The following is a 24,329-nucleotide window of genomic DNA, read 5'->3' as shown; positions in this document are numbered from 1 at the left end:
CTTAATTTTTTGGTATTTTTGTGCGTGATACGCTTGTAAAATGGGCGGATTGTGTGCATAATGTTGGTATTTTTATCTGATGCGACTGCGTTCAGTTGGTAGCATCCTTATTTCCATCTTTATTTCTATTATAAATCCAAGCCATCCTAAAGGTAGCCTTATGTCATTTTTAACTCACCATACCGAAATTGATGATGTGAATATTGAAAAAATCACCCCTTTAATTACCCCCACAGAACTAAAACGCACCTATCCCCTATCAAGCCAAGCCTTTAACACCGTGCTACATGGTCGTCAGGTTATCCAAGACATCTTAGATGGTGTTGATAAACGCATTTTGGTCGTTGTTGGTCCTTGCTCCATTCACGATACCGTCGCTGCTCACGAATATGCCGACAAATTAAAAGTTCTGGCAGATGAGTTAAAAGATGAGCTGTTTATTGTCATGCGTGTATATTTTGAAAAACCTCGCACCACCACAGGCTGGAAAGGTCTTATCAATGACCCTAACATGGATGATAGTTTTGATATTGAAAAAGGGCTTGGCATGGCAAGAAAGCTCCTTTTAGAACTGAACGAAAAAGGTCTGCCTTGTGCTACCGAAGCATTAGATCCCAACACCCCTCAATATATGCAGGATTTAATCAGTTGGTCAGCCATTGGGGCAAGAACCACCGAGAGCCAAACTCACCGTGAAATGTCCTCTGGTCTGTCCTGCCCTGTTGGCTTCAAAAATGGTACAGACGGCTCAATGACTGTTGCTGTCAATGCCATGCAAGCAGTTAAATCAGGGCATAGCTTTTTAGGCTTATCGTCAGATGGTAAGGTTTCTATCATCAAATCCAAAGGCAACCGTTACGCCCATGTTGTCTTGCGTGGTGGCAATGACCAGCCCAACTATGATAAAACGGCCATCGCCTTAGCAGAAAATGAACTTGCCAAAGGCAAAACCAACGGAAAAATCATGGTAGATGCAAGCCACGCCAACTCTGGCAAAGACCCTTACCTACAACCCATGGTTATCCAAAACATCGCAAGCCAAATCCAAAACGGCAACAAGTCCATCATGGGACTGATGATTGAAAGCCATCTCAAAGGTGGTCGTCAAAATATCCCAGCTGACCTAAGTCAATTAGAATATGGCAAATCAGTAACCGATGGTTGTCTAGACTGGGACGCTACCGTTGATATCTTGCGTCAGTTCGCCAAGGCAGTCAAAGAGCATTTACCAAATCGTTGATTGACCACAAATTTAGGTTATGCCGTTCGTAGAGAACCTGTCAAATCATGATGATAAAACCATCACTTTTTCGACAAACTCAAGGCGAACGGCTTTTTGACTACCCAATAATACGCCATGCCAATTTCACCCACCAATCCCAATCAAGGTTCATTCTTTGGCTCATTTTATATGGCCCTTGCTTGCTTGTGTTTTGCACTTATGCTTGTCTCCATTAAAATGGCAGGACAAAAATTTGCCATGCACACTTATGAACTTACCTTTTGGCGAGTACTATCTTCATTGGTTATTTTAGGTGGTTTGTCTTGGGTTAAAGGGCAGGATTTTCGCACAGCTTATCCAAAGGAACACTTTTGGCGGTCATTGGCAGGTTTGGTTGCCCTCCTGATGAATTTTTATGTGGTGCTGCACCTGCCACTTGCTACTGCCAGCACCCTACAAAACACCTCTGCCATTTTTTTAGGGCTACTTTCCATCATCATTTTAAAACAAAAGCCATCTGTTATCAGCTGGATATCGCTCATCTTAGGATTTTTGGGCGTGGTGATTTTATTAAAACCTAGCCAAGGGGGTGATATCTTTGCCATGTTTATCGGATTGACAAGCGGAGCAATTAGTGGTTATGCCTATTTACAAGTGCGAGAACTTAGCTTGCTTGGCGAACCTGCATGGCGGATTGTGTTTTATTTCTCACTTTTATCTGCCATCATCTCAGGAATATTGGCGGCATTTTTTGGTTTTACGCCCATCAGTTGGGCAAATCTACCCTATATCATCGCCATTGGAGTGACTGCTTTAGGTGGACAGCTTCTCATGACTTATGCCTATCAAGTGGGACAAAAATTTGTCGTGGCGGTATTGGGTTATTTAGGCGTGGTGTTTTCGGTCATTTTTGGGGCGGTGTTGTTTGGTGAACGGCTTGACTGGCTAAGCTTGCTTGGGATTGCCATCATCGTCATCAGTGGTATGATTGGAACAAAAAAATAAGATTGGTTATCAGCCCATCTCAACAATATAATGTATAATAAGCATTCACCAATCATAGATTTTTTAGCATAACTACCAATACACTTATATTGATTAATTTTTTATGTTATAATAATGCTTTATTGATAGCAGGGTTATTTCATGTAAATGGGATAACCCTGCTACATTTCACGGCTGTATTTTGCAAAAATACTAGAGTATATTAACTCCCATAGCACCTTTATTGATGGTCTGAGCAAAAATCGTACAACTGTATATGAAAAATAGTCGTCAACCGCTTAATCCCATGGGTTTTGATTAACTTCAATCCCACAAATTAAGTATTTAGGTGATTTTATCATCAAGCCCTGCTATGCACTTATGTTAACCAAGTGGGCTTTTACAAAAATGTGGATCCAATCCATTTTATGGCAAATACATAAATACGATAGCAAAATAACTCTACTTCTAGTATATATCACTAATCTTGCAAGACATCAACAATCAGTCAATGGCATTTTACATTGATTTAATTGAGGTACCTATGCAAAAATTTATTATCATATCGCTAATGACAAGTGGTTTATTATACATATCTCTAGCACACGCCAAAAAAGCAGTAGAAACCAACTTAGGTATTGAACGCTATCAAGAAACATACCGTGAATACACAAATGGTGAGCGTTTCATGCAACAGCAAGGTAGCTTGAATGCACTTAATGGGTCAATTAAGTATCGTTTTAATGAGAAAGATGCGATAAAATTAGAGGGTAGATACGCCAAAGGCAAAGTTAATTATACAGGTGGTGAAAATCCTAGCGAAGAAAATCCTGAAGGATCTCCTTATGGCTCAATACACCAAAAAGGTGCACCTCGTCTCTCTTATGACATCCGCTCACTGTATATTTATGAAAAATCAATTCGTCCAAACTTAAGTATCATTGGTGAAGCAGGCTTGGGATATCGAGTCCTAAGAGATTTAAGCTCCCGCATAGATTCAGAGGATTACGATAGAAAAAATAAAACTGCTTACACACAAGTAGGCTTGGGTGCAAAAATAGCTTTGGCTCACGGATTTGAATTTTTACCACGAATTGCTTACAATCAAGGTATTTATGGTCGTCAGTACTCCTTCTTAGGTGATGACGGCACCATCACACTCAAACAGCACAATGCTCGTGGTATTGAAATAGAATTACCCATCAGTAAGCAGCTTGCTAACCAAATCAAAATTAGTTACACCCCTTATTATCGTGGTTGGAATGTCCCCACTTCCAATACTTTTGAACGCATTGAAACAGGCGAAGATGGTAGCCAAGAGGTATAGCAAGCTACAGCGAACCAGAAAACAAAACCAAAGAGATAGGCTTTAAACTGCAATACACATTTTAATCTACCTTAAAGCCAACTCTCAAGTTAAGCCATGTAATTTAAAAAATAAATGGCCACTCATCACCCCCCCCCTTATTGATTTCAATATCAGTAAGGGGTTTTATTAACAAACCATAACCTACTGATTATTCCAAAGCACTACTCACCCCAAGTACAAAAATCTCTACTTTAGATTTTGTTAGTCGCAAAAAACCAACATTGAACAAATATGCTATAATACGCAGATTTATTTTATATTTATGGTCTTACGACATGGACATCATTTTACAACTCATTGATCTCATCGTAAATATCGATAAGCATTTGACGGTATTTTTAGCAGACTATGGCATGTGGATTTATGGGATTTTATTCTTAATTATCTTTGTTGAGACAGGTCTTGTGGTCATGCCATTTTTACCAGGTGACAGCCTACTCTTTGCAGTAGGGGCGTTAGCAGCCTTTACAGGAAAGCTCAACCCTGCCCTACTCATCGCCTTGCTATTTATCGCAGCGGTACTTGGCGATACACTAAATTATCATATTGGAAAATATATCGGACCTAAAGTATTTGCAAAAAATTACCGCTTGATTAACAAAGACCATCTCATCGCCACTCAGACTTTTTTTGAAAAGCATGGCGGTAAAACCATTATCTTTGCCAGATTTCTGCCTTTTATTCGCACTTTTGCCCCTTTTGTGGCGGGAGCAGGCAGTATGAATTATAAGCGATTTATCAGCTATAATATCATCGGTGGTTTTTTATGGATTGCATCTTTTGTTCTGCTTGGCTATTTTTTTGGCAATCAGCCTGTCATCAAGGATAATTTTACTTATGTGATTTTTGGTATTATTGGATTTAGTATACTACCCATCATCATTAGTTTTTTGCAACAAAAAATAAACCCATGACTTAAAATAGGTTAAACCATGACAACATTTAAAGATTTACTCTCAAAAGATACCCAAGCTCAACTCAAAGAAATGGGTGGCAAATCCTCAACCAAACCTGAGACCGACAACAACAAAAAGCCCGCCAGTGCCACTGTCATGAGCAAAAAAGAAGTCTCTCAACAAGTTAAACGCTTTAATCATGAGAGCATTAATGAAGACAAGGTGCTATTCATGCAAGCAATGAGCGGTGTCCGCCCCTTAAAACATGAGCAGTCCATCAGCCATGCCCAAAAAACCAACCCCAAAGACCCCACCACCCTACTTCGCCGTGCCAATGCCGAAGGCGGTGAAGAGCTAGCAGGTGCTAAATTGTCCGATATGCAAGCCTTGTTAAATCCTGTGGCAGGCGAAGCGTTTTTAAGCTACAAAAACCCAACATTACAAAACAAAGTATTTGAGCAACTAAAACAAGGTAAATTACGCTGGTTTGATGCAGTTGATTTGCATGGCTCAAGCATTGATGAAGCTCGAAATGCTGTCCAGACCATCATCGCCAACGCCCTAAAAAATGGCGAAACAGTCGTTAAAATCGTACATGGCAAGGGTACAGATGCCATCATCAAAACCTGTGTGAATGGTTGGTTGCGCCAAATCCCTGATGTGATGGCGTTCGTCTCTGCTCCTGCTAATGATGGTGGTACTGGGGCAGTACTTGTACTACTAAAACGCAATAAAATCAATATGTAATAAGTCATTCATAATAAAAAAACCAATCATTAAGATTGGTTTTTTTATTACAGTCATCAATCTGCAATTTTTTCACCATGAATGGCAAGGTCAAGACCTTGATATTCTTCTTCGGCATCTACACGCAGTCCCATGGTTTTTTTAATAATCACGCCAATAATAAATGTCATCACCGCACCATACATCAAGGTGGCAATCACCCCCTCAATCTGTAGCCAAAGTTGCTCCAACAACGGCACATTAGCGACCTCAGGATACAAGGTAGGACTTACAAAAACACCCGTTAAAATTGCACCAATGACACCACCTATACCATGTAGCCCAAAAGCATCTAGTGCATCATCTACACCTAGGCGTTTTTTTACATAATAAATCATCACAAAACACCCCAAAGCGGTCAGCACACCGATCGCCATCGCACCAAATACATCCACAAAGCCTGCCGCAGGTGTAACCCCAACCAGACCTGCTACCGCACCAGATGCCCCTCCTAACGCAGACGCCTTGCCACGCTTCATGTATTCTGCCATCAGCCAAGTGATTGCACCAACTGCCGCAGCTACCTGAGTGGTGATTAAAGCCATCACAGCATGACCATTAGCACCCAATGCCGAACCTCCATTAAAGCCAAACCAACCCACCCAAATCAAACCTGTGCCAATGAGCGTCAATGTTAAGTTTGCAGGAGCAAGATTGCTTTTGCCATAATCACGGCGACTGCCCAATAAATAGGCCAACACCAGACCACCCACACCAGCATTGATATGCACCACCGTACCACCTGCAAAATCAAGTGCATCGCCGGTCAGCCACCCACCGCCCCACACCCAATAACATACAGGCACATATACCAGCAGTGTCCAAGCCCCAGCAAACACCATAAATGAGCCAAATTTAATGCGCTCAGCGAGCGAACCTGCCAAAATTGCCATGGCGATGATTGCAAATGTTAATTGAAACATAACCATTAGTAATTTTGGGATACTGCCATCTAATTCCTCCAACCTAATGTTATGCAGCATCACATAATCAAGCCCACCAATAAAAGCATTCATAGAGTCTTCTGAGAATGCAAGCGAATAACCTATCACAACCCACACAACAGAAACGACCGCTGCCGAGCCTAGACTGTGCATCATGGTAGATAAGATATTTTTCTTACGCACCATACCTGCATAAAATAATGCAAGCCCTGGAATGGTCATCATCAAAACTAAGGCGGTCGCTGTCAATACCCAAGCTGTATCACCGGTATCAAGCATAGGCTCACTCGCCATGACCACAACAGGCAACACCCCCGCAAACCCCAAGCCAAATTGGCTGATTAATTTTTTCATTTTTACCACCTTTTGCTGATTTTTATAAAGCCTCTTCACCCATTTCGCCTGTGCGAATACGCACAATCTCATCTAACGACTGCACAAAAATTTTACCATCGCCAATCTTTCTTGTATTGGCAGCACCTGCAATGGCACTGACCACATCATCAACCAAACTCTCACTCACAGCCACCTCTATCTTTAGTTTGGGCAAAAAATCCACCACATATTCAGCACCACGATACATTTCGGCATGACCTTTTTGACGCCCAAAACCCTTAACCTCCGTGATTGTCATGCCATGAATACCCATCGCCATTAACGCTTCTCTAACATCATCTAGCTTAAATGGCTTGATGATTGCAATGACTAATTTCATAATATAATCCTATGATTATACAAGTAAAACTTATAATTTAGTTGTAGTATGCCAAAAAACACTCAAAATAAAAAATGGTTTATTTTAATAAAAAAAAGACTATTTATTATTTTTTATTATGATAATATAATATTTTCAAATATTTAAAAATCACCAATCTATTTACAAGCATCCATAGAAATTCGTAAAATACAGCTTTTATTCTTAATTATTTGGATAGTTTATGACAGACACTCTGACCATCGGCATCGTTGCAGGTGAAATCTCAGGTGATGCACTGGGTGCAGACTTTATGCAACAAATGAATAAACTACACCCAAACATTTGCTGGGTCGGCGTGGGTGGTCATGGCATGATACAAATGGGATTAAAGCCCATCATTGATATGGAACGCTTATCCGTCATGGGTTTGGCTGAAGTACTTAAGCATTTGCCCGACTTATTTCGTGCCAAAAAAGAGATTCTTCGTGCCTTTGATAAAAATCAGATTGATATCTTTATTGGTATTGACGCACCAGACTTTAATCTAAGATTGGGCAAGACCCTAAAACCCAAAGGCGTATTCTGCGTGCAGATGGTCAGCCCAAGCATCTGGGCATGGCGTGAAAATCGCATTCACAGCATCAAGGCAGCGACCAATTTGGTATTGTGCCTATTTCCCTTTGAACTGCCTGTCTATGCCAAACATCATCACCCTGCAGTGTGCATCGGACATCCGCTAATCCATCACACACAACCCAAAAACTTCACCAAATCCACCAATACACTATGCTTGATGGCAGGTTCACGCTTAAGTGAGATTCGTGCCATTTTACCAACTTTATTGGCAAGTTTTGATGCGTTATGCCAGACTCATACGGCACTGACTGCCATTTTGCCACTTGCCAAAGATGAACATCGAGTGATGGTGCGGGCAATCATCAATGAGCAAGCACCTCATTTATCATCACGACTGACGACCTTTACTCCAAGCGACTGGCAAGATTGTAGCGAGTACGACAGTAATTACACCGCCAGTCAGTATGCCATGCAGGTGGCAAAATTAACCATTTTAGCCAGTGGTACAGCAACCCTAGAAGCACTCATGCTAAACACTCCGATGGTGGTCGTGTATAAGGTTAACGCCCTAACCTACGCCATTGCCAAACGCTTGATTAAGACCCCCTATGTTTGCCTGCCCAATATCCTAGCATTTGAACGCACAGGCAAAAGTATCGTGCCAGAGCTAATACAAGGTAACGCCACCGCTCAAAATATCGCTCATGAAGCAAACTGCATTCTTGCCAACCCCAACGAACAAAAAAACAAACTCATCAACACAGTACAACTCATCAAACAAGCCAGTAGCCAAAACCCTGCCGATACGGTACTAAGTTACTACACCAAGAACAACTAAATACACCTAAGCCTAAAAACCATGCAACCTTCAAAAGCACACAGTCAAAACACTCACACATTGCATTGCACAGCCATTAGCCATAAAAATCACGAGCTGACATCCGATACCATCGTCATTGGCATTGATGAAGTTGGTCGTGGTTCGCTATTTGGGCAGATGACGGTAGGGGCGGTGATTTTAGATAATGCGTTGACAGGGAAATTTGGGCAAGTGGATTTATCAAGCACACCAATCATGCTCATTAACGACAGTAAAAAGCTATCAGAAAAAAAGCGAAATTTAGTTGTTGAACCCATAAAAAATACCTGCCAAAGCTATGCCATTATTGACATACCGGCATTTGTTATTGATGAGATTGACATTTATCAAGCCACTTTGCTTGGTATGCGACTTGCCATTGAGAAGTTGATTGACATCAATCACATCACATCTAGCCATGATTTAACCATCATCATAGATGGCAATGCCACACCGATACTATCCGATGGATTTGCCGAATTTCAACCATGCATCCATACACTCATCAAAGGTGATAGCATTCACACATCCATTGCCTGTGCCAGTATTCTAGCCAAAGTACACCGTGATACAGTAATGAATGATTTTGCCAAGATTTATCCAAACTATCAAATCAACAGGCACAAGGGTTATGCTAGCAAAGCCCACACACAAGCCATTTTTGAATATGGAATACTACCAGAACACAGGAAAAGTTTTAACCCCATGCGAACAATACTAGCAACTTCGCAAGGCGTACTGCTCTAACATAACGCCGAGCCAATCAGCCCCTAATTCTCAATACCACCCAAAAACAAATAAACCCTAAATTTGATTAGGGTTTGCTCTTTGATGGCCAGATGGTTAATTACTTGCGTTTTTTGTCACGCTTTTTAAACTCAGCGATGCGTTTGCGTTCACGCATGACTTTGGCTTTATTTTTAATTTTTGGATTTTTTTTGCCTTCGTATGGGTTGGCATTTTGCTTAAATTCCACATGCAACGGCGTACCTTCAAGTTTAAAGACATCACGATAAATATTCTCAAGATAGCGTTGGTAACTTTTGGGTAATGCACTCGTCTGGTTGCCATGGATAACAATCACTGGTGGATTATGCCCACCCAAGTGAGCATATCGTAGCTTGATACGGCGACCCCCTACCATTGGCGGTTGATGATTTTCTACCGCATCTTGTAGAATTTGAGTAAGGCGACTGGTTGACACCTTAAACATAGATGCGTCATACGCCTTATGGATAGATGGATATAGATTACCCACGCCATTGCCATAAAGGGCGGAGATAAGGTGAATCTTTACCCATGGGACAAAATTAAAACGACGATCGATTTCTAGCTTGATAAAATCTTTTTGATCTTGGGTTAGCCCATCCCATTTATTGATGGCGATAACAATAGCACGCCCTGCATCTAAGGCATAGCCTAGCATATGCAAATCTTGATCAACAATCCCTTCTTTGGCGTCAATCACAACCACGACCACATTGGCATCTTTGATTGCCTGCAAGGTCTTAACAACAGAGAATTTTTCTACCTTTTCATCAATGCGACCACGACGACGCACGCCTGCAGTATCAATCAGTGTATACTTTTCTCCTTCTCGCTCAAATGGAATATAGATACTATCCCTTGTCGTACCTGGCATATCAAACACCACGACACGCTCCTCGCCAAGTAGGCGGTTCACCAGTGTTGATTTTCCAACATTAGGACGACCGATGATGGCAAGTTTAAGCGTCCGCTCAGCATCTTCATCCTCCACCTCATCTTCTGGCATATCAGCAGTTAATACCTCAAGCAGACTAGTTACGCCCTTACCATGACTGGCAGCAGTTGGAAATGGCTCTCCAAAACCTAGGGCAAAAAACTCTGCTGATGACGCATCATGCACGCCATCCATCTTGTTTGCCACCAGATACACAGGTTTGCCTAATGTATGTAAAAATCTGGCAATCTCGCTGTCTGCCCCAATCAGACCCACTCGTGCGTCCACAACAAAGACAACAATATCTGCCTCATGAATGGCGGTATAGGACTGTGTTGCCATATAGTCATCAATATTACCCTTACCATCATCCATTTCACCAATGCCACCCGTATCAACCACGATAAAGGACTTATTTTCAAAATGTGCATCGCCATATTGACGGTCTCGGGTTAGACCTGCCAAGTCAGCAACTAGGGCTTGGCGAGATTTGGTAATTTGGTTAAATAGCGTGGATTTTCCAACATTAGGACGACCAATCAAGGCCACCACAGGTTTAATACTCATAACTTCTCAAATAATTTTAACGATAAAATTGATAACACAACGATTAAAAACAAAAACATCAAGTGCAGATGGTAAGTTTTTTTGTCGGTTTTTTTAGCATTATAAGAACACCAAGATTCCTTTGCCATCAAAATGACAAAGGAATCTTCATAAGCGAGTCAAATAAGCAATTAAAACTGCCAAATACTCACCACACCTGTAGCACTTTGAGTATATAGACGATTACCGACAACTTGTAAGCTAGTCAACTCACCTTTGGTCTGGACACGATCAACGATATTACCAGTTGCATCCAATAAATGAATAATCCCCTCGTAATCGCCCACAGCGACATGGTTGCCAACAGCAATAGGGTTGGTTAGCTTACGATTTTTTAGCTCTTCATTCAACCACAGCTCTTCGCCTGTCAATCGGTTGAACGCCTTCACATCGCCATTCACCCCTGTGGTAATCAGTGCATCACCCAAGATGGTTGGCGACTTGGTACTGGCAATCTTAGCAGCGAACATCGCTCGCCCTGTAGACATATCAAAGCCCACTAACTGCCCGCTAAAGCTAGTAACATATAGATATTGACCTACGACCAATGGCGTGCCATCAACATCACTCATGCGTTCTACCGCACTACCGCCAGTCGGCAAGCCCACTCGTCTTGCCCAAAGTGGAGAGCCTGTAGCAGGATTGATTGCATGGATACGACCATCTGCCATGCCAAATAAAGCCGTTTGCCCATCCAAATGAAGTGGCTTGGCAGCACCACGGACACTGATATCGGCTTGTTGCGTACCAAACTGCCAAACCACCCGACCTGTACGCAAGTCTAGACCATAGATAATGCCATTATTGGCAGAAAGCAACACACGATCATCACTGATGAGTGCTGGGGTTTGGCTTGAAGTTTGTAGTGATACTTCCCAAAGGCTTGCACCTGTAGCAATATCTAATGCCACCACCTTGCCAGAACGAGTACCAATAACAGCAACTTTACCTGTCTTGCTGGTCGCCACACCACTTGTGATGGCATCTTTTAAATCAGCCGACCAAAGTGGACGACCCTCTTTCATGGCACTTACAATACCGCCACGACTTGCTGCTACTAATACATCGTCCACCTCAGATACTTGCAAATCAACAATATCTTTTTTGCTGACACGCTCGCCCTTTGATAAACTACGCCCCTGCTCAAGCGATGCTTGGAAGATAGGCGATAGCACGCCTATAGGTGCATCAATCTTAATGAGTTTTGCAGGTTTTTTATCTTCGCCTTTGATGCCTGTGGCACAGCCTGTTAGTGCAATCGCACCCAAAGCACATACCAAAACAGTTTTTGTAAAACGAGCGTGCATATTTTATCCTTCTTATGTCCAGACAAACCCTTAAAAGTCTGCCCATCTTATCACTAATGTATGAATTAAACAATCTGCATGGTTATTATAAAACCAATTTAATAACCCCTAATTGCCGTTTTGTGTAGTTTGTGTTTCTATACTCACACGCTCAGCTGTAGCATTATCCATAGTAGCAGAAACATCGTTTGGTAGCGTGTTGGCAATCACGGGCTCTTTTGGTGTAATCGACTCAACCTGAACGCCCAAAGACTGTAGCTTTAGACTTAAAACTGCACGATTTTCTTGACGCTCACGCAATGCTTCCCATGCTGTCAGATAGGCGGTTTTGGCTTGTTCAAAGTCATTTTTGGCAACATAAATATCACCCAATACCTCTTGGCGAGATGCTTCAAAGGCTTTTGGCAGTTCTTTATTTGCTATGGTTAATACTTTATCTATCTCATTATTATCCAACAACACACGAGCCAATCTCAACTCTGTCAATGCCAACAACCCTACATCATCAAGTTTTAATTTTTGAGCCTGCTCTAGTGTTTCAATGGCATCAGACGGCTTATCTGCATCTGCTTGATGGCGTGCTTTTAGCATGAGTGCTTGCCATGCATAGACTGTATTAGGATGCTCTGCAACCAGCTTATCTATCTCGGCAAATAAGACCGATTCATCCTTAGCCAGCGATGCTTTAGCGTCCTTGCCCAAATCAGGATTTTGAATTGCTAATTTTAAAGCATTGTTACGCTCATCAATGGCGGTGTACATATCTGCCGCCACCGTGTCAATTTTAGCATAGTTTTTTTGATAATACTCCCAGCCAAAATAGCCAGCCAGCACCAAGATAATCGCCCATACGATTTTATCGCCATGCTTTTTTAAGGCACTCATGGCTTGTTTATCATTTACTACCAATTCATCGCTCATCATCAACTCTTTAAAATATTTTTAGTGTTAAATAAATGGTGTTGTTCAATGAATTTTAACATAAACCGCAGGCGAATAATTAACCAAAGCAGTTATATTGTCAAACAGCACCAACCATCTTAATCCTATAGACTAATGATGCCAACTAATCAAAATTAAAATCCGTCATCGCACGACTGCTTTGCTCTCCTGTGGTCATATTTTTCACTGACACAGTTTGACTGACAACTTCCGATTCACCAATAATCAAGGTATATTTTGCCCCCGATTTATCTGCTTTTTTCATTTGTGATTTTAGGCTAGTGGCGGACGCCATTTTAACACGCAAATCAGGGTTTTGTGTGCGTAACTCGTTGGCGTACATCACAGCATTCATATACACGCTTTCGCTAGCCACAACAAAGACATCACAGTCAGCCTTTATCTCAATAGGATTCACCGCTTCAATAAGCAACATCAAGCGTTCAAGCCCCATCGCAAAACCAACGGCAGGCTCGGATTGCTCAAGATTGCCTTTTAATATACCCACCAGTCCATCATAGCGACCGCCACCGCAGACAGTTGCTTGTGAACCCAATTTGTCCGTTACCCATTCAAAGACGGTCTTATTATAATAATCCAATCCACGCACAAGTTTTTCATTAATCGTAAACTCAATCCCCAACGCACGCAGATAATTTTGCACCTGCTCAAAGTGTGTACGACTCTCCTCTCCTAGAAAGTCAGAAAGTTTGGGTGCATCTACCAAAATCGCCTGTGTTTGTTCATCTTTACTATCAAGCACTCGCAACGGATTCGTAGTTACTCGTCGCTGACTATCGGCATCAAGCCTATCCAGATGCTTGGTCAAATACTCAACAAGGGCATTTTTATAAGCTAAGCGTTCATGTGCTTCACCAAGTGTATTTAGCTGTAAAACAACATGCTGATCAATACCAAGTCGTCTCCACATCATCGCCGTCATCGCAATCAGCTCGGCATCAGCATCAGCCAAAGCAGAACCAAAACTCTCTACCCCAAGCTGAGTGAACTGACGATAACGCCCCTTTTGTGGTCGTTCGTAGCGAAACATCGACCCAAGATACCACAGCTTTGGCGTGTCGCCACGAGTCAGATTATGCTCAATAATCGCTCGCACGCACCCTGCTGTTCCTTCTGGGCGTAAGGTAAAAGATACCTCTTTTTCTTCTTTGCCTGTGTTTTGATTGCCATGCACCACACCAAACATTTCTTTTTCAACAATGTCGGTCGCCTCGCCCACCCCACGAGCAAACAACTCCGTTTGCTCAACAAATGGCAAGCGAACTTGGCTATAGCCATAACCATCTAATACTTGGGTTAAAATCGCCTCCACTTCACGCCATTTGGCAGTTTCGGCAGGCAAAATATCATTAAAGCCACGAATGGCAGTAATTTTACTCATCTTTTAAATCCTTTATTATTCAAATTGAACAATTTACTTTCAATACTTATTACTTAAAGTACTCACTACTTAAAATATCCACCAAATTCATCAATTGGTCGGATTTTATTCACTTATTCAAAAACCTTTTGATATTTGGCACCTCGAACTCAATAACGGTTTTTGGATATTCTTTTGGCTTATTTTACCGATTACAAATGTTCTTTTTTGGCAAATCAGTCATTGCTTATCAAGTGATGTTTGATAGTTTTTTATTTGAACTCAGCTTGCCTTGATTTTACACTCAGCAACTCACTGAGCCACCCTGACAATCTCATTTGCCCTTTTTTCTGCCAACGCTTTTGCTTTTTCACGCACCATCGCTTCAATTTCATCAACCAATCTGGCGGTATCAATCAAATGACTTTTGTCGCCATTTTTATAGACCAATGAATTAGGATTTGCCCCCACCACACCAATATCAGCTTCTTTAGCTTCGCCAGGACCATTGACTTTACAACCAATCACTGACACATCCATTGGCTCACGAATGTCTTCTAGTCGTGCCTCCAGCTCAGTCATCACCTTAATGACATTGAATTCTTGACGACTACAACTTGGACAAGCGATAAAATTCACGCCATTTGAACGGATACCTAAAGATTTTAAAATATCAAAACCAATCTTAATCTCTTCTTCTGGCTCTGCCGCCAAAGAAATTCGCATCGTATCGCCAATACCTTCCAATAGCAGTCCACCAAGTGCAATCGCTGACTTAACCGTTCCTGTGCGGTACACGCCTGCTTCGGTTACACCAAGATGCAATGGACAATCCACCTGCTGACTAATCAAACGATAAGCATCTAGCGTCAAAAAGACATTGCTCGCCTTGACTGAAATTTTATAATCATGAAAATTATGGTGGTCCAAAATATCAATATGCCTCATTGCCGACTCAAGCATCGCCTCACCGGTTGGCTCACCATATTTTTTTTGCAAGTCTTTTTCTAATGAACCTGCGTTAACACCAATTCGGATAGGCAGACCATGATGCTTAGCACAGGCGATGACCTCACGGATTTTGGTTTCATTACCGATATTCCCTGGATTGATTCGCAAACAATCCGCCCCAGCTTCTGCTGCTGCCAAGGCGATTTTATAATCAAAATGAATATCGGCAATGAGTGGCACAGAGACACGCTTTTTGATTTCGCCAAAGGCTTGCACACTTTCCATCGTCGGTGTGGACACACGCATCAGGTCAGCCCCTGCATCCACACACCGCTGAATCTGAGCAACGGTTGCCATCACATCGCAAGTGTCTGTGTTGGTCATAGACTGCACACTAATAGGGGCATCGCCACCAATGGCAACATTGCCAACCATAATTTTACGAGTAAAACGGCGTTTGATGGGGCTATGATGAGTCATGATACTTTCCAACAGTCAATATTGTTATATTATAAGTCTGGCATTAAGCCGATGCTACTTATCCTGAGTTTGTTTATCTTTTTCTATATTTAGGTATAATGCTTGAGTAAGTAAATCCGCATTTAAGCTCCCCGCCTTAACCGCTCGGTTAAATGCCGATACCGCCAAATCCAAATTTGTCTTAGTGGGTAGATTTTCCCATAAGATATTACGAATATAGGCAATGTTTTCAATCGCTGCCAGCCGTCCATCAAAACCAATCTCTCTAGCCGCTCTCTCAAAATGCTTAAGTGCCAATGAATATTCTTGATTACCTGTCAGATACACGCCATAATCATAATGCGTCTGCATATCCTTATCATCAAGCGATAGTGCCTTTTGGTAATAAGTTTTGGCAAGTTTGTTATGCTCATGCTCGTTGGTTGTCTGATACACTCGTGCTAAAGTGCGATAAGCCGCTGCATGGCGATCGCTCGCTTGTATCGCCAGATCCAGCTGTCTTTTGGCATCATCTATTCTACCTAGTTGCAAATACTGCTCGGCAAGCTGTGTATAAGTATGTGCAATTTGGTTTTTAGCAACAACCCTTCCCATGCTTTTTTGCATTGGCTGTGTATGCTGACAAGCGACCATCAGCATGGTCATGAACAAAATGGCAATTTTACCAAATCTGCCTGCCGTGTGATGGCGGATACTTTGTTTCATTCTAACAGCCTTTAAACACTTTAGCAAATCATCTGGATACTTTGGTTTTATTCTGTCGTTTTTCAATACTCTCTTGCCATTTTTTGGCACGGCGAGTGCGATCGGCAACCTGTCCCACCAACTGCCCACACGCTGCATCAATATCATCACCACGAGTCTGACGAATAGTACATACAAAGCCTGCGTTATTCAAAATGTTGCTAAACGCATGAATGCGGTTATTACTAGAACGATCGTAAGGAGCGTGCGGAAATGGATTAAAGGGAATAAGGTTGATTTTGCTTGGCAAATCCTTTAGCAATGCTACCAATTCATGGGCGTGCTGATCAGTATCATTTACGCCTTGCAACATGACATATTCAATGGTTACATGCTTTTTGTGGCGTGGATTTTCATCATAGACATATGCTTTGGCGGCAGCGATCAGCTCAGATAACGGATATTTTTTATTGATGGGTACAAGCTCATTACGCAACGAATCATTTGGGGCATGCAAACTGATGGCAAGTGCCACATCGATGTCTTTGGCAAGTTCATACATTTTTGGAACAACGCCTGATGTTGACAGTGTAACACGACGCTTAGACAAACCAAATGCATGGTCGTCTAGCATAAGCGACATACTGGCTACAACAGGTTCATAGTTAAGCAGCGGCTCTCCCATTCCCATCATGACGACATTAGTTACTCGGTTTTCACGCTCGGTAGGAGCAACATCTTCCATATAAGACTGATTAGCAACCCACAATTGACCGATAATCTCACTTGCTGTTAAGTCTCGCTCAAAACCTTGTTTTCCTGTACTACAAAAAGAACAATCAAGTGCACAGCCCACCTGTGATGAAATACACAAAGTCTTTCGTCCAAATTGCTTGCCGTCTTCTGCAGGAATCAGCACCGTCTCAACAAGCGAACCGCCCGCCACTTCAAACACCCATTTACGAGTGCCGTCATTGCTAAATTCTTTAAATTTTACCTTCGGTGGCACAATGCACGCTACTTCATTCAGCTTTTCTTGTAACTTCTTGGAAATATTAGTCATTTCAAAAAAGTCCACCACCCCAAATTGGTAAATCCACTTCATCACTTGGGTAGCACGAAATGGCTTTTCGCCAAGCAACACAAAAAACTCACCCAATGCCTCTTTGGACATACCAAGCAGATTGATTTTATTGGAAGTGATGTCTAATGGACCATCTTGATGTACAGGGATTTTACTCATGGGCTGTGCTGGCGTCATTGGCTATAAAATAATCATAAAAATGGCACATTATACTAAAATTTTTTAATAAAGTCATGAACTTTCAATACAAACAAGTCCTCACCAACCTACTCATGGCAAAGCAGTTTGTAAATACGATTTATAAGCAATCAAAAAACAGCTTGCCAATCGGCAAGCTGTTTTGTGCAATGTATATCGGCAGATAAACTGCCCAACATTGATTAACGAGTGCGTGGGAAAATCTCATCCACACCAAAGAAGTAAGCGATTTCACGCTCAGCAGAAGCGATACTATCAGAACCGTGAGCAGCATTCTCATCAATACTTACAGCAAAGTCTGCACGGATAGTACCAGCAGCAGCTTCGGCTGGGTTGGTTGCACCTAGAATATCACGATGAGCCAAAACTGCGTTTTCGCCTTCTAGTACAGATACCACCACAGGACCTGAAGTCATGAATGCCACTAAATCATTAAAGAAACCACGCTCTTTATGCTCTGCATAAAACCCCTCTGCTTCTTCACGAGTTAGGTGCTTGTATTTCACAGCAACAGGCTTAAGACCTGCTTTTTCAAAGCGAGCAATGATGTCGCCGATGTGGTTTTTACCAACTGCGTCTGGCTTGATGATAGATAAAGTGCGTTCGATTGCCATGATAAACTTCCTTACTATTGATAAAAGGGGAAAGATTTTACGAAAAGTTGTAAAATTTATTATATTATAGCAAGCAAAATCAGATTTTGCATCTTTTTTATGCAAGTTTATTCGCCCCTTGTATCGGCAATTTATTGATGCCGACCTTATAGGCATGGGTATACCTTTGGCGGGTCTGCGATAAGCCATTATGACAATATCCTTAAACTCCAGACTTAAAAAGCAAAGCATTTTTTATGAAAATCTGCTAAACTAAGCAGAATTTTTTTATTTGTAGAGAGTTTTTTATGGGCTTTAATTGTGGTATTGTCGGACTGCCTAATGTGGGCAAATCTACGCTGTTTAACGCATTGACCAAAGCAGGCATCGCTGCCGAGAACTTCCCCTTTTGCACCAAGGATCCAAACACAGGCATCGTTCCTGTGCCAGACCCTCGTTTAAAAGAATTATCCAAGATTGTCAACCCCGAAAGAGTTATCCCAACCTCTATGGAGTTTGTGGATATCGCAGGACTTGTGGCAGGTGCTTCTAAAGGCGAAGGTATGGGCAATCAGTTTCTCGCCAATATCCGTGAGACAGACGCCATCGCTCATGTCGTACGGTGCTTTGATGATGACAATATCATTCATGTGGACGGACGAGTCAATCCCTTATCAGACATTGAAACCATCAACACCGAACTTGCTCTTGCTGACTTAGAAGCGGTAACACGAGCCATCACCAACCTTAGCAAAAAAGCCAAAGGTGGAGACAAGGACGCCCAAGCGATGTTGGTTGTCTTCAACAAAGTTGAGCCACTACTAGCAGATGGTAAACCTGCACGAATGGCAGGGCTTGATGATGATGAAAAGAAACTGATTAGAAGTTATGGACTGATTACCTTAAAACCGGTCATGTATATCGCTAATGTCAGCGAGGACGGCTTTGAAAATAACCCATATCTTGACCAAGTCAAAGAATTTGCCAAATCGGATAATGCAATAGTCGTGCCACTATGCAACCAAATCGAAGCAGAGATTGCCCAACTAGACGAAGACGAAAAGGCAGAGTTCTTAGAAGGCATGGGCATGAGTGAAGCTGGGCTTGACCGTGTGATTCGAGCAGGCTATGAACTACTCAAAATGCAAACCTACTTTACCGCAGGGGTTAAAGAAGTGCGTGCGTGGACAGTACCAATTGGAGCAACTGCACCGCAGGCAGCTGGCGTCATTCACACCGACTTTGAGCGAGGGTTTATTCGTGCTGAAGTCATCAGCTATGCCGACTTTATTGAGTATGGTGGCGAAAAAGGAGCGAGTGCCGCTGGTAAGAATCGCTTGGAGGGCAAAACCTATGTTGTCCAAGACGGCGATGTGATGCACTTTCGCTTTAATGTGTAAGCAGGCTTGATGTATTAGTAATGTTATTAAATAAGGGGGGGTATTTGGATACACCCCCTTATTTAATAGTAGAATCGGCAACAAAAACGACCAGTATCATTGCTAATTTGTCATTGAGAGCTGTTGCCATTTTGGGAAATTTTGTTACAATATAGCTATCAGTGATGAACCATCAATGAGCGATGGCGACCACTTATTTTTAATCAATTAAGGTAAAAACATGAAAAAAATCATTCTACCAACCATGATGCTCGCCCTTGCTCTGACTGCCTGCGAACAAAAACCTGCTGAGCCTGTCACAGACAGTGAAGTTGCTGTAACCGATATCCATGATAAAGACCACTCTGATGATGAGCACGCTCACGATGAACATGCTCATGATGAGCATTCTCACGACCATGCAGGTCATGACCACCATCATCACGAAGGCGATCAATTCCAATGTGGCGATCAGACTGTACACATTGTCGTACATGAACACGAAGGAGAGATGGAAGCTCATCTCACTGCTGATGACATCGTCTATGACCTTAATCAAGACGACAAAGACAAAAAACGCTTTAATACCAACGAGGGTATCGAAGGCGACAATAAACCAATGACACTGGTGCTAGACGGCGACAAAGCTCAAATACTAAAAGCAGACAACAGCACACTGCTTGACTGCACCAAGATTCACTCTTAATCACTGTCATACCACCAAGCCTACTTGCTAGGCTTGGTTTTTTATTGTCTAATGTGTGTGCAGAATGCAATATTCTATGAAATTGATTGAAAATTATCACAATTTTATTCATAATACAGGATTTAAAGACAGCCATCGCTTTTTATCTAATTTTAATGGATATACCCATGCACCAAGAAAAACCTGCAACCCGAGAGCAAAAAAAACGCCAAACCCGCCAAGCCTTTTTTAACGCTGTATTAGACTTGTGCATGATGGGACAAGGCTATAGCTCCATCAGCTTACGCCAAGTCACCCGTGAGGTAGGTGTAGTACCAACTGCTTTTTATCGTCATTTTGATGACATGGAAAGTTTGGGCAAGGCTTTGGTTGAAGATGAGCTTGGCTCAGCGATGGCACTACTGCGTGAGCATATGCAGCTAGGGAAAAAACGCAGTTTTGAAAGACAGATTGCCAAAAGTGTACAGCTATTCTTTAAGGCAGTAGATGCACAACCTAGATACTGGCAATTCATCGCCAGCGAGCGATTTGGTGGCTCAGAGGCGGTTCGTCATGCCATCAGTGAGCAAATTAAATACTTTGCCAAAATCATGGGCGATGATTTGGCGTTACAGCCTGCCTTTGAACACATCGGCAAAGAAGATCGTTATCTGTTGGCAGAGATTGGTGTCAATTTGTCTTTTTCTTGGATTATTGATTGGCTTGAACTTACCTATACACCAAACCTAGACGAAGATGGTGAACAGACTTTCACCCCCATAAACCTAGAAGAACAAAAAAACATCATGCTCCACCGCTGTACTCGTCAGATGCAAATACTCCTATATGGTGCGTATAATTGGAAATCGCATGAAGAAACGATTATCGGCGATTGATCAACCAATAGCCCGACCGCCGACTACTCTTTTATAGATTTGTACATAAAAATGACCGTGTTGCAACCGAAAATTTTAGGTTCAAAACCGCTTTAATCATCTTAATTTTATGCTAAAATAGTCAATTTTTAGCATAAATTACCTACCATGCCCTATTTACACCGACCTAAATCCCATCACAATCTCAAGAGCAATCAACTACTTCGTGTCATCTCTATCAATGTTAATGGTCTAAGAGCAGCCGAGAAAAAAGGGTTGTTTGACTGGCTAGCACAGTCCGAAGCAGATGTGGTATGTATGCAAGAAACACGCATTACACACGAACAATGGACGGATAAATTCAAACCAGACGGTTGGTATGCCCACCTATTTCCTGCTGAGCGTGCAGGTTATGCAGGCACCGCCATCTATAGTCGCCTACCTATTATCTCAATTAGTCGTGGGCTTGGCTTTGAGCTGGCAGACTCGCAAGGTCGCTTCATCACAGCAGAGTTTGATTTAGGACTTGATAAACCTGTATTCATCTCATCACTATATTTGCCTTCTGGTTCATCAGGCGATGACGCCCAAGCTCGCAAAGACTTGTTTTTAAATAAATACAAAACCATCTTAAAGAACTGGCGTGATGAGGATAAATCTGTCATCATCTGTGGCGATTACAACATTGTACATAAACGCATTGATATCAAAAACTGGTCTGGCAACCAAAAGGCTTCAGGCTGCCTACCGCACGAACGAGCATGGCTTGATCATATCTATGATAGGCTTGGTTATGTTGATACTTTTCGTGTGGTTCGTAAAGAGTCCGAGGTCTATTCATGGTGGTCAAATCGTGGGCAAGCTCGTGCCAAAAATGTAGGCTGGCGTATTGACTATCAAGCCTGCTCACCAGACTGGAAAGACCGAACGGTTGGTGCGTGGGTATATAAAGACACTTGGTTTTCCGACCATGCTCCTGTAGTGATTGATTATTTGATTGGTTAAGCCAGCCGTACAAATATCTTAAAAAAGACGAATTAAAAGGCGGATTATCACCGCCTTTTATGTTACAACAAACTTAGGTTCTTGGTTATTCTTCAAAACTCACCAATGAGAAAGGCTGAATATCCAAACCTTTTAGTCTGACATCACCACCCAATCCATTGAGCCAAATCACAAAGGCGGCGTGTTGCACTGTACCACCCAGCTTACGAATCAGTTTGGCAGTCGCCTCGACCGTACCACCTGTTGCCAACAAGTCATCAATAATCAAAATACGATCATCACTTGTAATGGCATCAGTGTGAATTTCTAGCTTATCCTCACCGTATTCTAGGGCGTAGGATTGAGCGATGGTCTCTCTAGGTAGCTTATTTGGCTTACGCACCAGTACGAATGGGACCCCCAAAACTAGGGCGATGGGAGCACCAAATATGAAACCACGAGATTCCGTACCAACAATCTTGGTAATCCCCTTATCTTGATACTGTACCACGATGGCATCAATGGTCGCTTTAAACGCAGCAGGATTTTCTAATAGTGATGTGATATCACGAAAAGTTACACCTGCTTTTGGGTAGTTGGGGATTGATTTGATGGATGATTTAATAAGTTCATTAGTCATGTTTATCGCCTTAATAGTTGCCAAATTGGCTTGTTGATTTTTGATGGTTGGTTAATTGGTTAACTGTAGCACTTTGATGTTATGAAAGCCTTTTTGTTGCAGATGCACGGCTTGTAGTCGGCTCATCACACCACGCTGGCAGTACAAAAGATAAATTTTGCTTTGGTCAAGCTCGCCAAAACTGCTAGATAATCGATAAAATGGCATTCGTATCACACCTGATAGATTCAGCGGATTATCCTCACTCTCATCAGTGGGGCGGATGTCTAGCACTATCTCATCAGACCGTACAGACGACACCGTCTCAATCGCATATTCCTGCTGACTATCATTGGCAATATCTCGAATATCAATAGAGATGGCTGTATCAATGGCACGGTCAAGTACCGAAAAATCAAAATTCGCCTCCGTTGCCAACACCTTATGTTCCACCGCCTTAACGGTTGGGCTTTTTGAGATGACACCACAAAACTCAGGCATGGACTTAGCAATATCTGCCACACCGATTTGTTCAGTCATACTGATGATGTCAGGTTTATTGTGCGTAATCAATGGTCTTAAAATCAGCACATCACTTGCCTTATCAATCATATGTAGATTGGTTAGCGTCTGACTGGCAACCTGCCCAAGTGCTTCACCTGTTACCAATGCCTCAATGCGATGATGCTTGGCAATGGCACTGGCCACACGCACCATCATGCGTTTTAGCACCACGCCCATTTGACCATCGTCAATCTTGGTCAAAATTTCAGCGACCACAGGCTCAAAGTCCACCGTGATAAAACGCACCTTATGAGAGCTACCATAGCGTTGCCACAGCTGGTACGCCATTTGTTTTGTTCCTATCTCATGTGCCTTGCCACCTAGATTAAAAAACACATAATGAACACGACTGCCACGCTTGGTAAACAGATGGCTTGCTACCGCAGAATCAAAACCGCCAGAGATGAGCGACAATACATCTTCTTGGGTACTAATGGGAAAGCCACCAATCCCTTCATGGCGACTTTTGATGAATAATAACTTGTCATTATCAATTTCAAGTCGCACCACGACATCAGGATTTTTTAACTGCACTTTAGCACTTGCAATGTGCTGATTAAGACCGCCACCCACATATCGCATGACTTCCATTGAGTCAAATTCATGACGACCTCGACGCTTAACACGCACACAAAAAGTCTTATCTTGCAAATCATCGCCAAACTTTGCCAAAGTCTGCAAGAAAATATCATGCAAATCGCTAAATGGTGATTCTTCCACTGTCAAAATGTGATGAATACCCGGAATACGCATGAGTTCATCAAGCAAAACTTCTTGCAAATCGTCATCATCAAAACATACTTCTAAAAAGTCCCAATGGCGAATCACGCGAATACATTCATCATGACGAGTTAAAATATTTTTGATATTTCCTGTCAATACTTTCACAAAACGCTTGCGAATTGAATCGCTTTTCATGATGATTTCAGGAAATAACTTAACGATAAACTTCATACTGTTGT

At 42.2% G+C, this 24,329-nt stretch carries 23 protein-coding genes; 11 read left to right on the top strand and 12 right to left on the bottom strand.

The window, feature by feature from the left end:
* Positions 1-160 precede the first annotated feature (160 nt).
* The 5 genes from ACERC6_RS07635 (at position 161) to ACERC6_RS07615 (ending at position 5,218) form a co-directional block, all read left to right on the top strand.
* On the top strand, positions 161-1,240 hold the full coding sequence (locus tag ACERC6_RS07635) for a 3-deoxy-7-phosphoheptulonate synthase (RefSeq protein WP_284672974.1): 1,080 nt from the start codon (positions 161-163) through the stop codon (positions 1,238-1,240).
* 117 nt (positions 1,241-1,357) lie between these two features.
* Positions 1,358-2,227: a DMT family transporter gene (locus tag ACERC6_RS07630; protein WP_373628431.1), complete on the top strand. Its 870-nt coding sequence runs from the start codon at positions 1,358-1,360 to the stop codon at positions 2,225-2,227.
* A 523-nt stretch (positions 2,228-2,750) separates the two neighbouring features.
* Positions 2,751-3,533, top strand: coding sequence for a hypothetical protein (locus ACERC6_RS07625; RefSeq protein WP_373628430.1), 783 nt, complete (start codon positions 2,751-2,753; stop codon positions 3,531-3,533).
* 317 nt (positions 3,534-3,850) lie between these two features.
* On the top strand, positions 3,851-4,489 hold the full coding sequence (locus ACERC6_RS07620) for a DedA family protein (RefSeq protein WP_373628429.1): 639 nt from the start codon (positions 3,851-3,853) through the stop codon (positions 4,487-4,489).
* Positions 4,490-4,507: 18 nt separating this feature from the next.
* Positions 4,508-5,218: a Smr/MutS family protein gene (locus tag ACERC6_RS07615; RefSeq protein WP_373628428.1), complete on the top strand. Its 711-nt coding sequence runs from the start codon at positions 4,508-4,510 to the stop codon at positions 5,216-5,218.
* Between the two features lie 56 nt (positions 5,219-5,274).
* On the opposite strand, the gene ACERC6_RS07610 is transcribed toward ACERC6_RS07615, so the two are convergent.
* A complete protein-coding gene (locus ACERC6_RS07610; RefSeq protein ID WP_373628427.1) occupies positions 5,275-6,555 on the bottom strand; it encodes an ammonium transporter in 1,281 nt (426 codons plus the stop codon).
* A gap of 22 nt (positions 6,556-6,577) precedes the next feature.
* The gene (locus ACERC6_RS07605) at positions 6,578-6,916 is read right to left on the bottom strand and encodes a P-II family nitrogen regulator (RefSeq protein WP_284672979.1); all 339 of its coding nucleotides are present in this window, start codon (positions 6,914-6,916) and stop codon (positions 6,578-6,580) included.
* A 223-nt stretch (positions 6,917-7,139) separates the two neighbouring features.
* Between ACERC6_RS07605 and lpxB the strand changes: the two genes are divergently transcribed.
* Positions 7,140-8,312, top strand: coding sequence for a lipid-A-disaccharide synthase (gene lpxB / locus ACERC6_RS07600; protein ID WP_373628425.1), 1,173 nt, complete (start codon positions 7,140-7,142; stop codon positions 8,310-8,312).
* A 21-nt stretch (positions 8,313-8,333) separates the two neighbouring features.
* Positions 8,334-9,080 (top strand): ribonuclease HII, encoded by a 747-nt coding sequence (locus tag ACERC6_RS07595; RefSeq protein ID WP_373628423.1) that lies wholly within the window; start codon positions 8,334-8,336, stop codon positions 9,078-9,080.
* Positions 9,081-9,180: 100 nt separating this feature from the next.
* Here the strand turns inward: ACERC6_RS07595 and der are convergent, their stop codons facing one another.
* From der to ndk, 8 genes are all read right to left on the bottom strand, one after another.
* A complete protein-coding gene (der, locus tag ACERC6_RS07590; protein WP_284672982.1) occupies positions 9,181-10,602 on the bottom strand; it encodes a ribosome biogenesis GTPase Der in 1,422 nt (473 codons plus the stop codon).
* A gap of 170 nt (positions 10,603-10,772) precedes the next feature.
* Positions 10,773-11,948 (bottom strand): outer membrane protein assembly factor BamB, encoded by a 1,176-nt coding sequence (gene bamB, locus ACERC6_RS07585; protein ID WP_373628422.1) that lies wholly within the window; start codon positions 11,946-11,948, stop codon positions 10,773-10,775.
* Positions 11,949-12,056: 108 nt separating this feature from the next.
* Complete coding sequence (locus tag ACERC6_RS07580) at positions 12,057-12,869, bottom strand: YfgM family protein (protein WP_373628421.1); 813 nt, start codon at positions 12,867-12,869, stop codon at positions 12,057-12,059.
* Positions 12,870-13,014: 145 nt separating this feature from the next.
* Positions 13,015-14,292 carry a histidine--tRNA ligase gene (hisS, locus tag ACERC6_RS07575; protein WP_373628420.1) on the bottom strand — a complete coding sequence of 426 codons (1,278 nt, stop codon included), beginning with the start codon at positions 14,290-14,292 and terminating at the stop codon, positions 13,015-13,017.
* A gap of 291 nt (positions 14,293-14,583) precedes the next feature.
* Positions 14,584-15,702 (bottom strand): flavodoxin-dependent (E)-4-hydroxy-3-methylbut-2-enyl-diphosphate synthase, encoded by a 1,119-nt coding sequence (gene ispG, locus ACERC6_RS07570; RefSeq protein ID WP_284672986.1) that lies wholly within the window; start codon positions 15,700-15,702, stop codon positions 14,584-14,586.
* Positions 15,703-15,756: 54 nt separating this feature from the next.
* The gene (locus ACERC6_RS07565) at positions 15,757-16,407 is read right to left on the bottom strand and encodes a hypothetical protein (protein WP_373628419.1); all 651 of its coding nucleotides are present in this window, start codon (positions 16,405-16,407) and stop codon (positions 15,757-15,759) included.
* A gap of 28 nt (positions 16,408-16,435) precedes the next feature.
* Positions 16,436-17,629: a 23S rRNA (adenine(2503)-C(2))-methyltransferase RlmN gene (rlmN, locus tag ACERC6_RS07560; RefSeq protein ID WP_373628418.1), complete on the bottom strand. Its 1,194-nt coding sequence runs from the start codon at positions 17,627-17,629 to the stop codon at positions 16,436-16,438.
* 221 nt (positions 17,630-17,850) lie between these two features.
* Positions 17,851-18,282, bottom strand: coding sequence for a nucleoside-diphosphate kinase (gene ndk / locus ACERC6_RS07555; RefSeq protein WP_373628417.1), 432 nt, complete (start codon positions 18,280-18,282; stop codon positions 17,851-17,853).
* 287 nt (positions 18,283-18,569) lie between these two features.
* Between ndk and ychF the strand changes: the two genes are divergently transcribed.
* The 4 genes from ychF (at position 18,570) to ACERC6_RS07535 (ending at position 22,205) form a co-directional block, all read left to right on the top strand.
* Positions 18,570-19,661 (top strand): redox-regulated ATPase YchF, encoded by a 1,092-nt coding sequence (gene ychF / locus ACERC6_RS07550; RefSeq protein ID WP_373628415.1) that lies wholly within the window; start codon positions 18,570-18,572, stop codon positions 19,659-19,661.
* 220 nt (positions 19,662-19,881) lie between these two features.
* Positions 19,882-20,346, top strand: a complete 465-nt coding sequence (locus ACERC6_RS07545; RefSeq protein ID WP_373628414.1) for a hypothetical protein — start codon at positions 19,882-19,884, stop codon at positions 20,344-20,346.
* 167 nt (positions 20,347-20,513) lie between these two features.
* Complete coding sequence (locus tag ACERC6_RS07540; RefSeq protein WP_284672992.1) at positions 20,514-21,221, top strand: TetR family transcriptional regulator; 708 nt, start codon at positions 20,514-20,516, stop codon at positions 21,219-21,221.
* Between the two features lie 147 nt (positions 21,222-21,368).
* Complete coding sequence (locus ACERC6_RS07535) at positions 21,369-22,205, top strand: exodeoxyribonuclease III (protein ID WP_284672993.1); 837 nt, start codon at positions 21,369-21,371, stop codon at positions 22,203-22,205.
* Positions 22,206-22,290: 85 nt separating this feature from the next.
* On the opposite strand, the gene apt is transcribed toward ACERC6_RS07535, so the two are convergent.
* Positions 22,291-22,824 carry an adenine phosphoribosyltransferase gene (apt, locus tag ACERC6_RS07530; RefSeq protein WP_284672994.1) on the bottom strand — a complete coding sequence of 178 codons (534 nt, stop codon included), beginning with the start codon at positions 22,822-22,824 and terminating at the stop codon, positions 22,291-22,293.
* 51 nt (positions 22,825-22,875) lie between these two features.
* Positions 22,876-24,321, bottom strand: a complete 1,446-nt coding sequence (gene thiI / locus ACERC6_RS07525) for a tRNA uracil 4-sulfurtransferase ThiI (protein WP_373628413.1) — start codon at positions 24,319-24,321, stop codon at positions 22,876-22,878.
* Positions 24,322-24,329: the final 8 nt, after the last annotated feature.

It is taken from the genome of Moraxella sp. E33BD (assembly GCF_041807865.1).
In the GTDB taxonomy this organism is placed as follows: domain Bacteria; phylum Pseudomonadota; class Gammaproteobacteria; order Pseudomonadales; family Moraxellaceae; genus Moraxella; species Moraxella haemolytica.
Note: the sequence above shows the minus strand (reverse complement) of the source record. Positions and strands in the feature narration are given on the sequence as shown.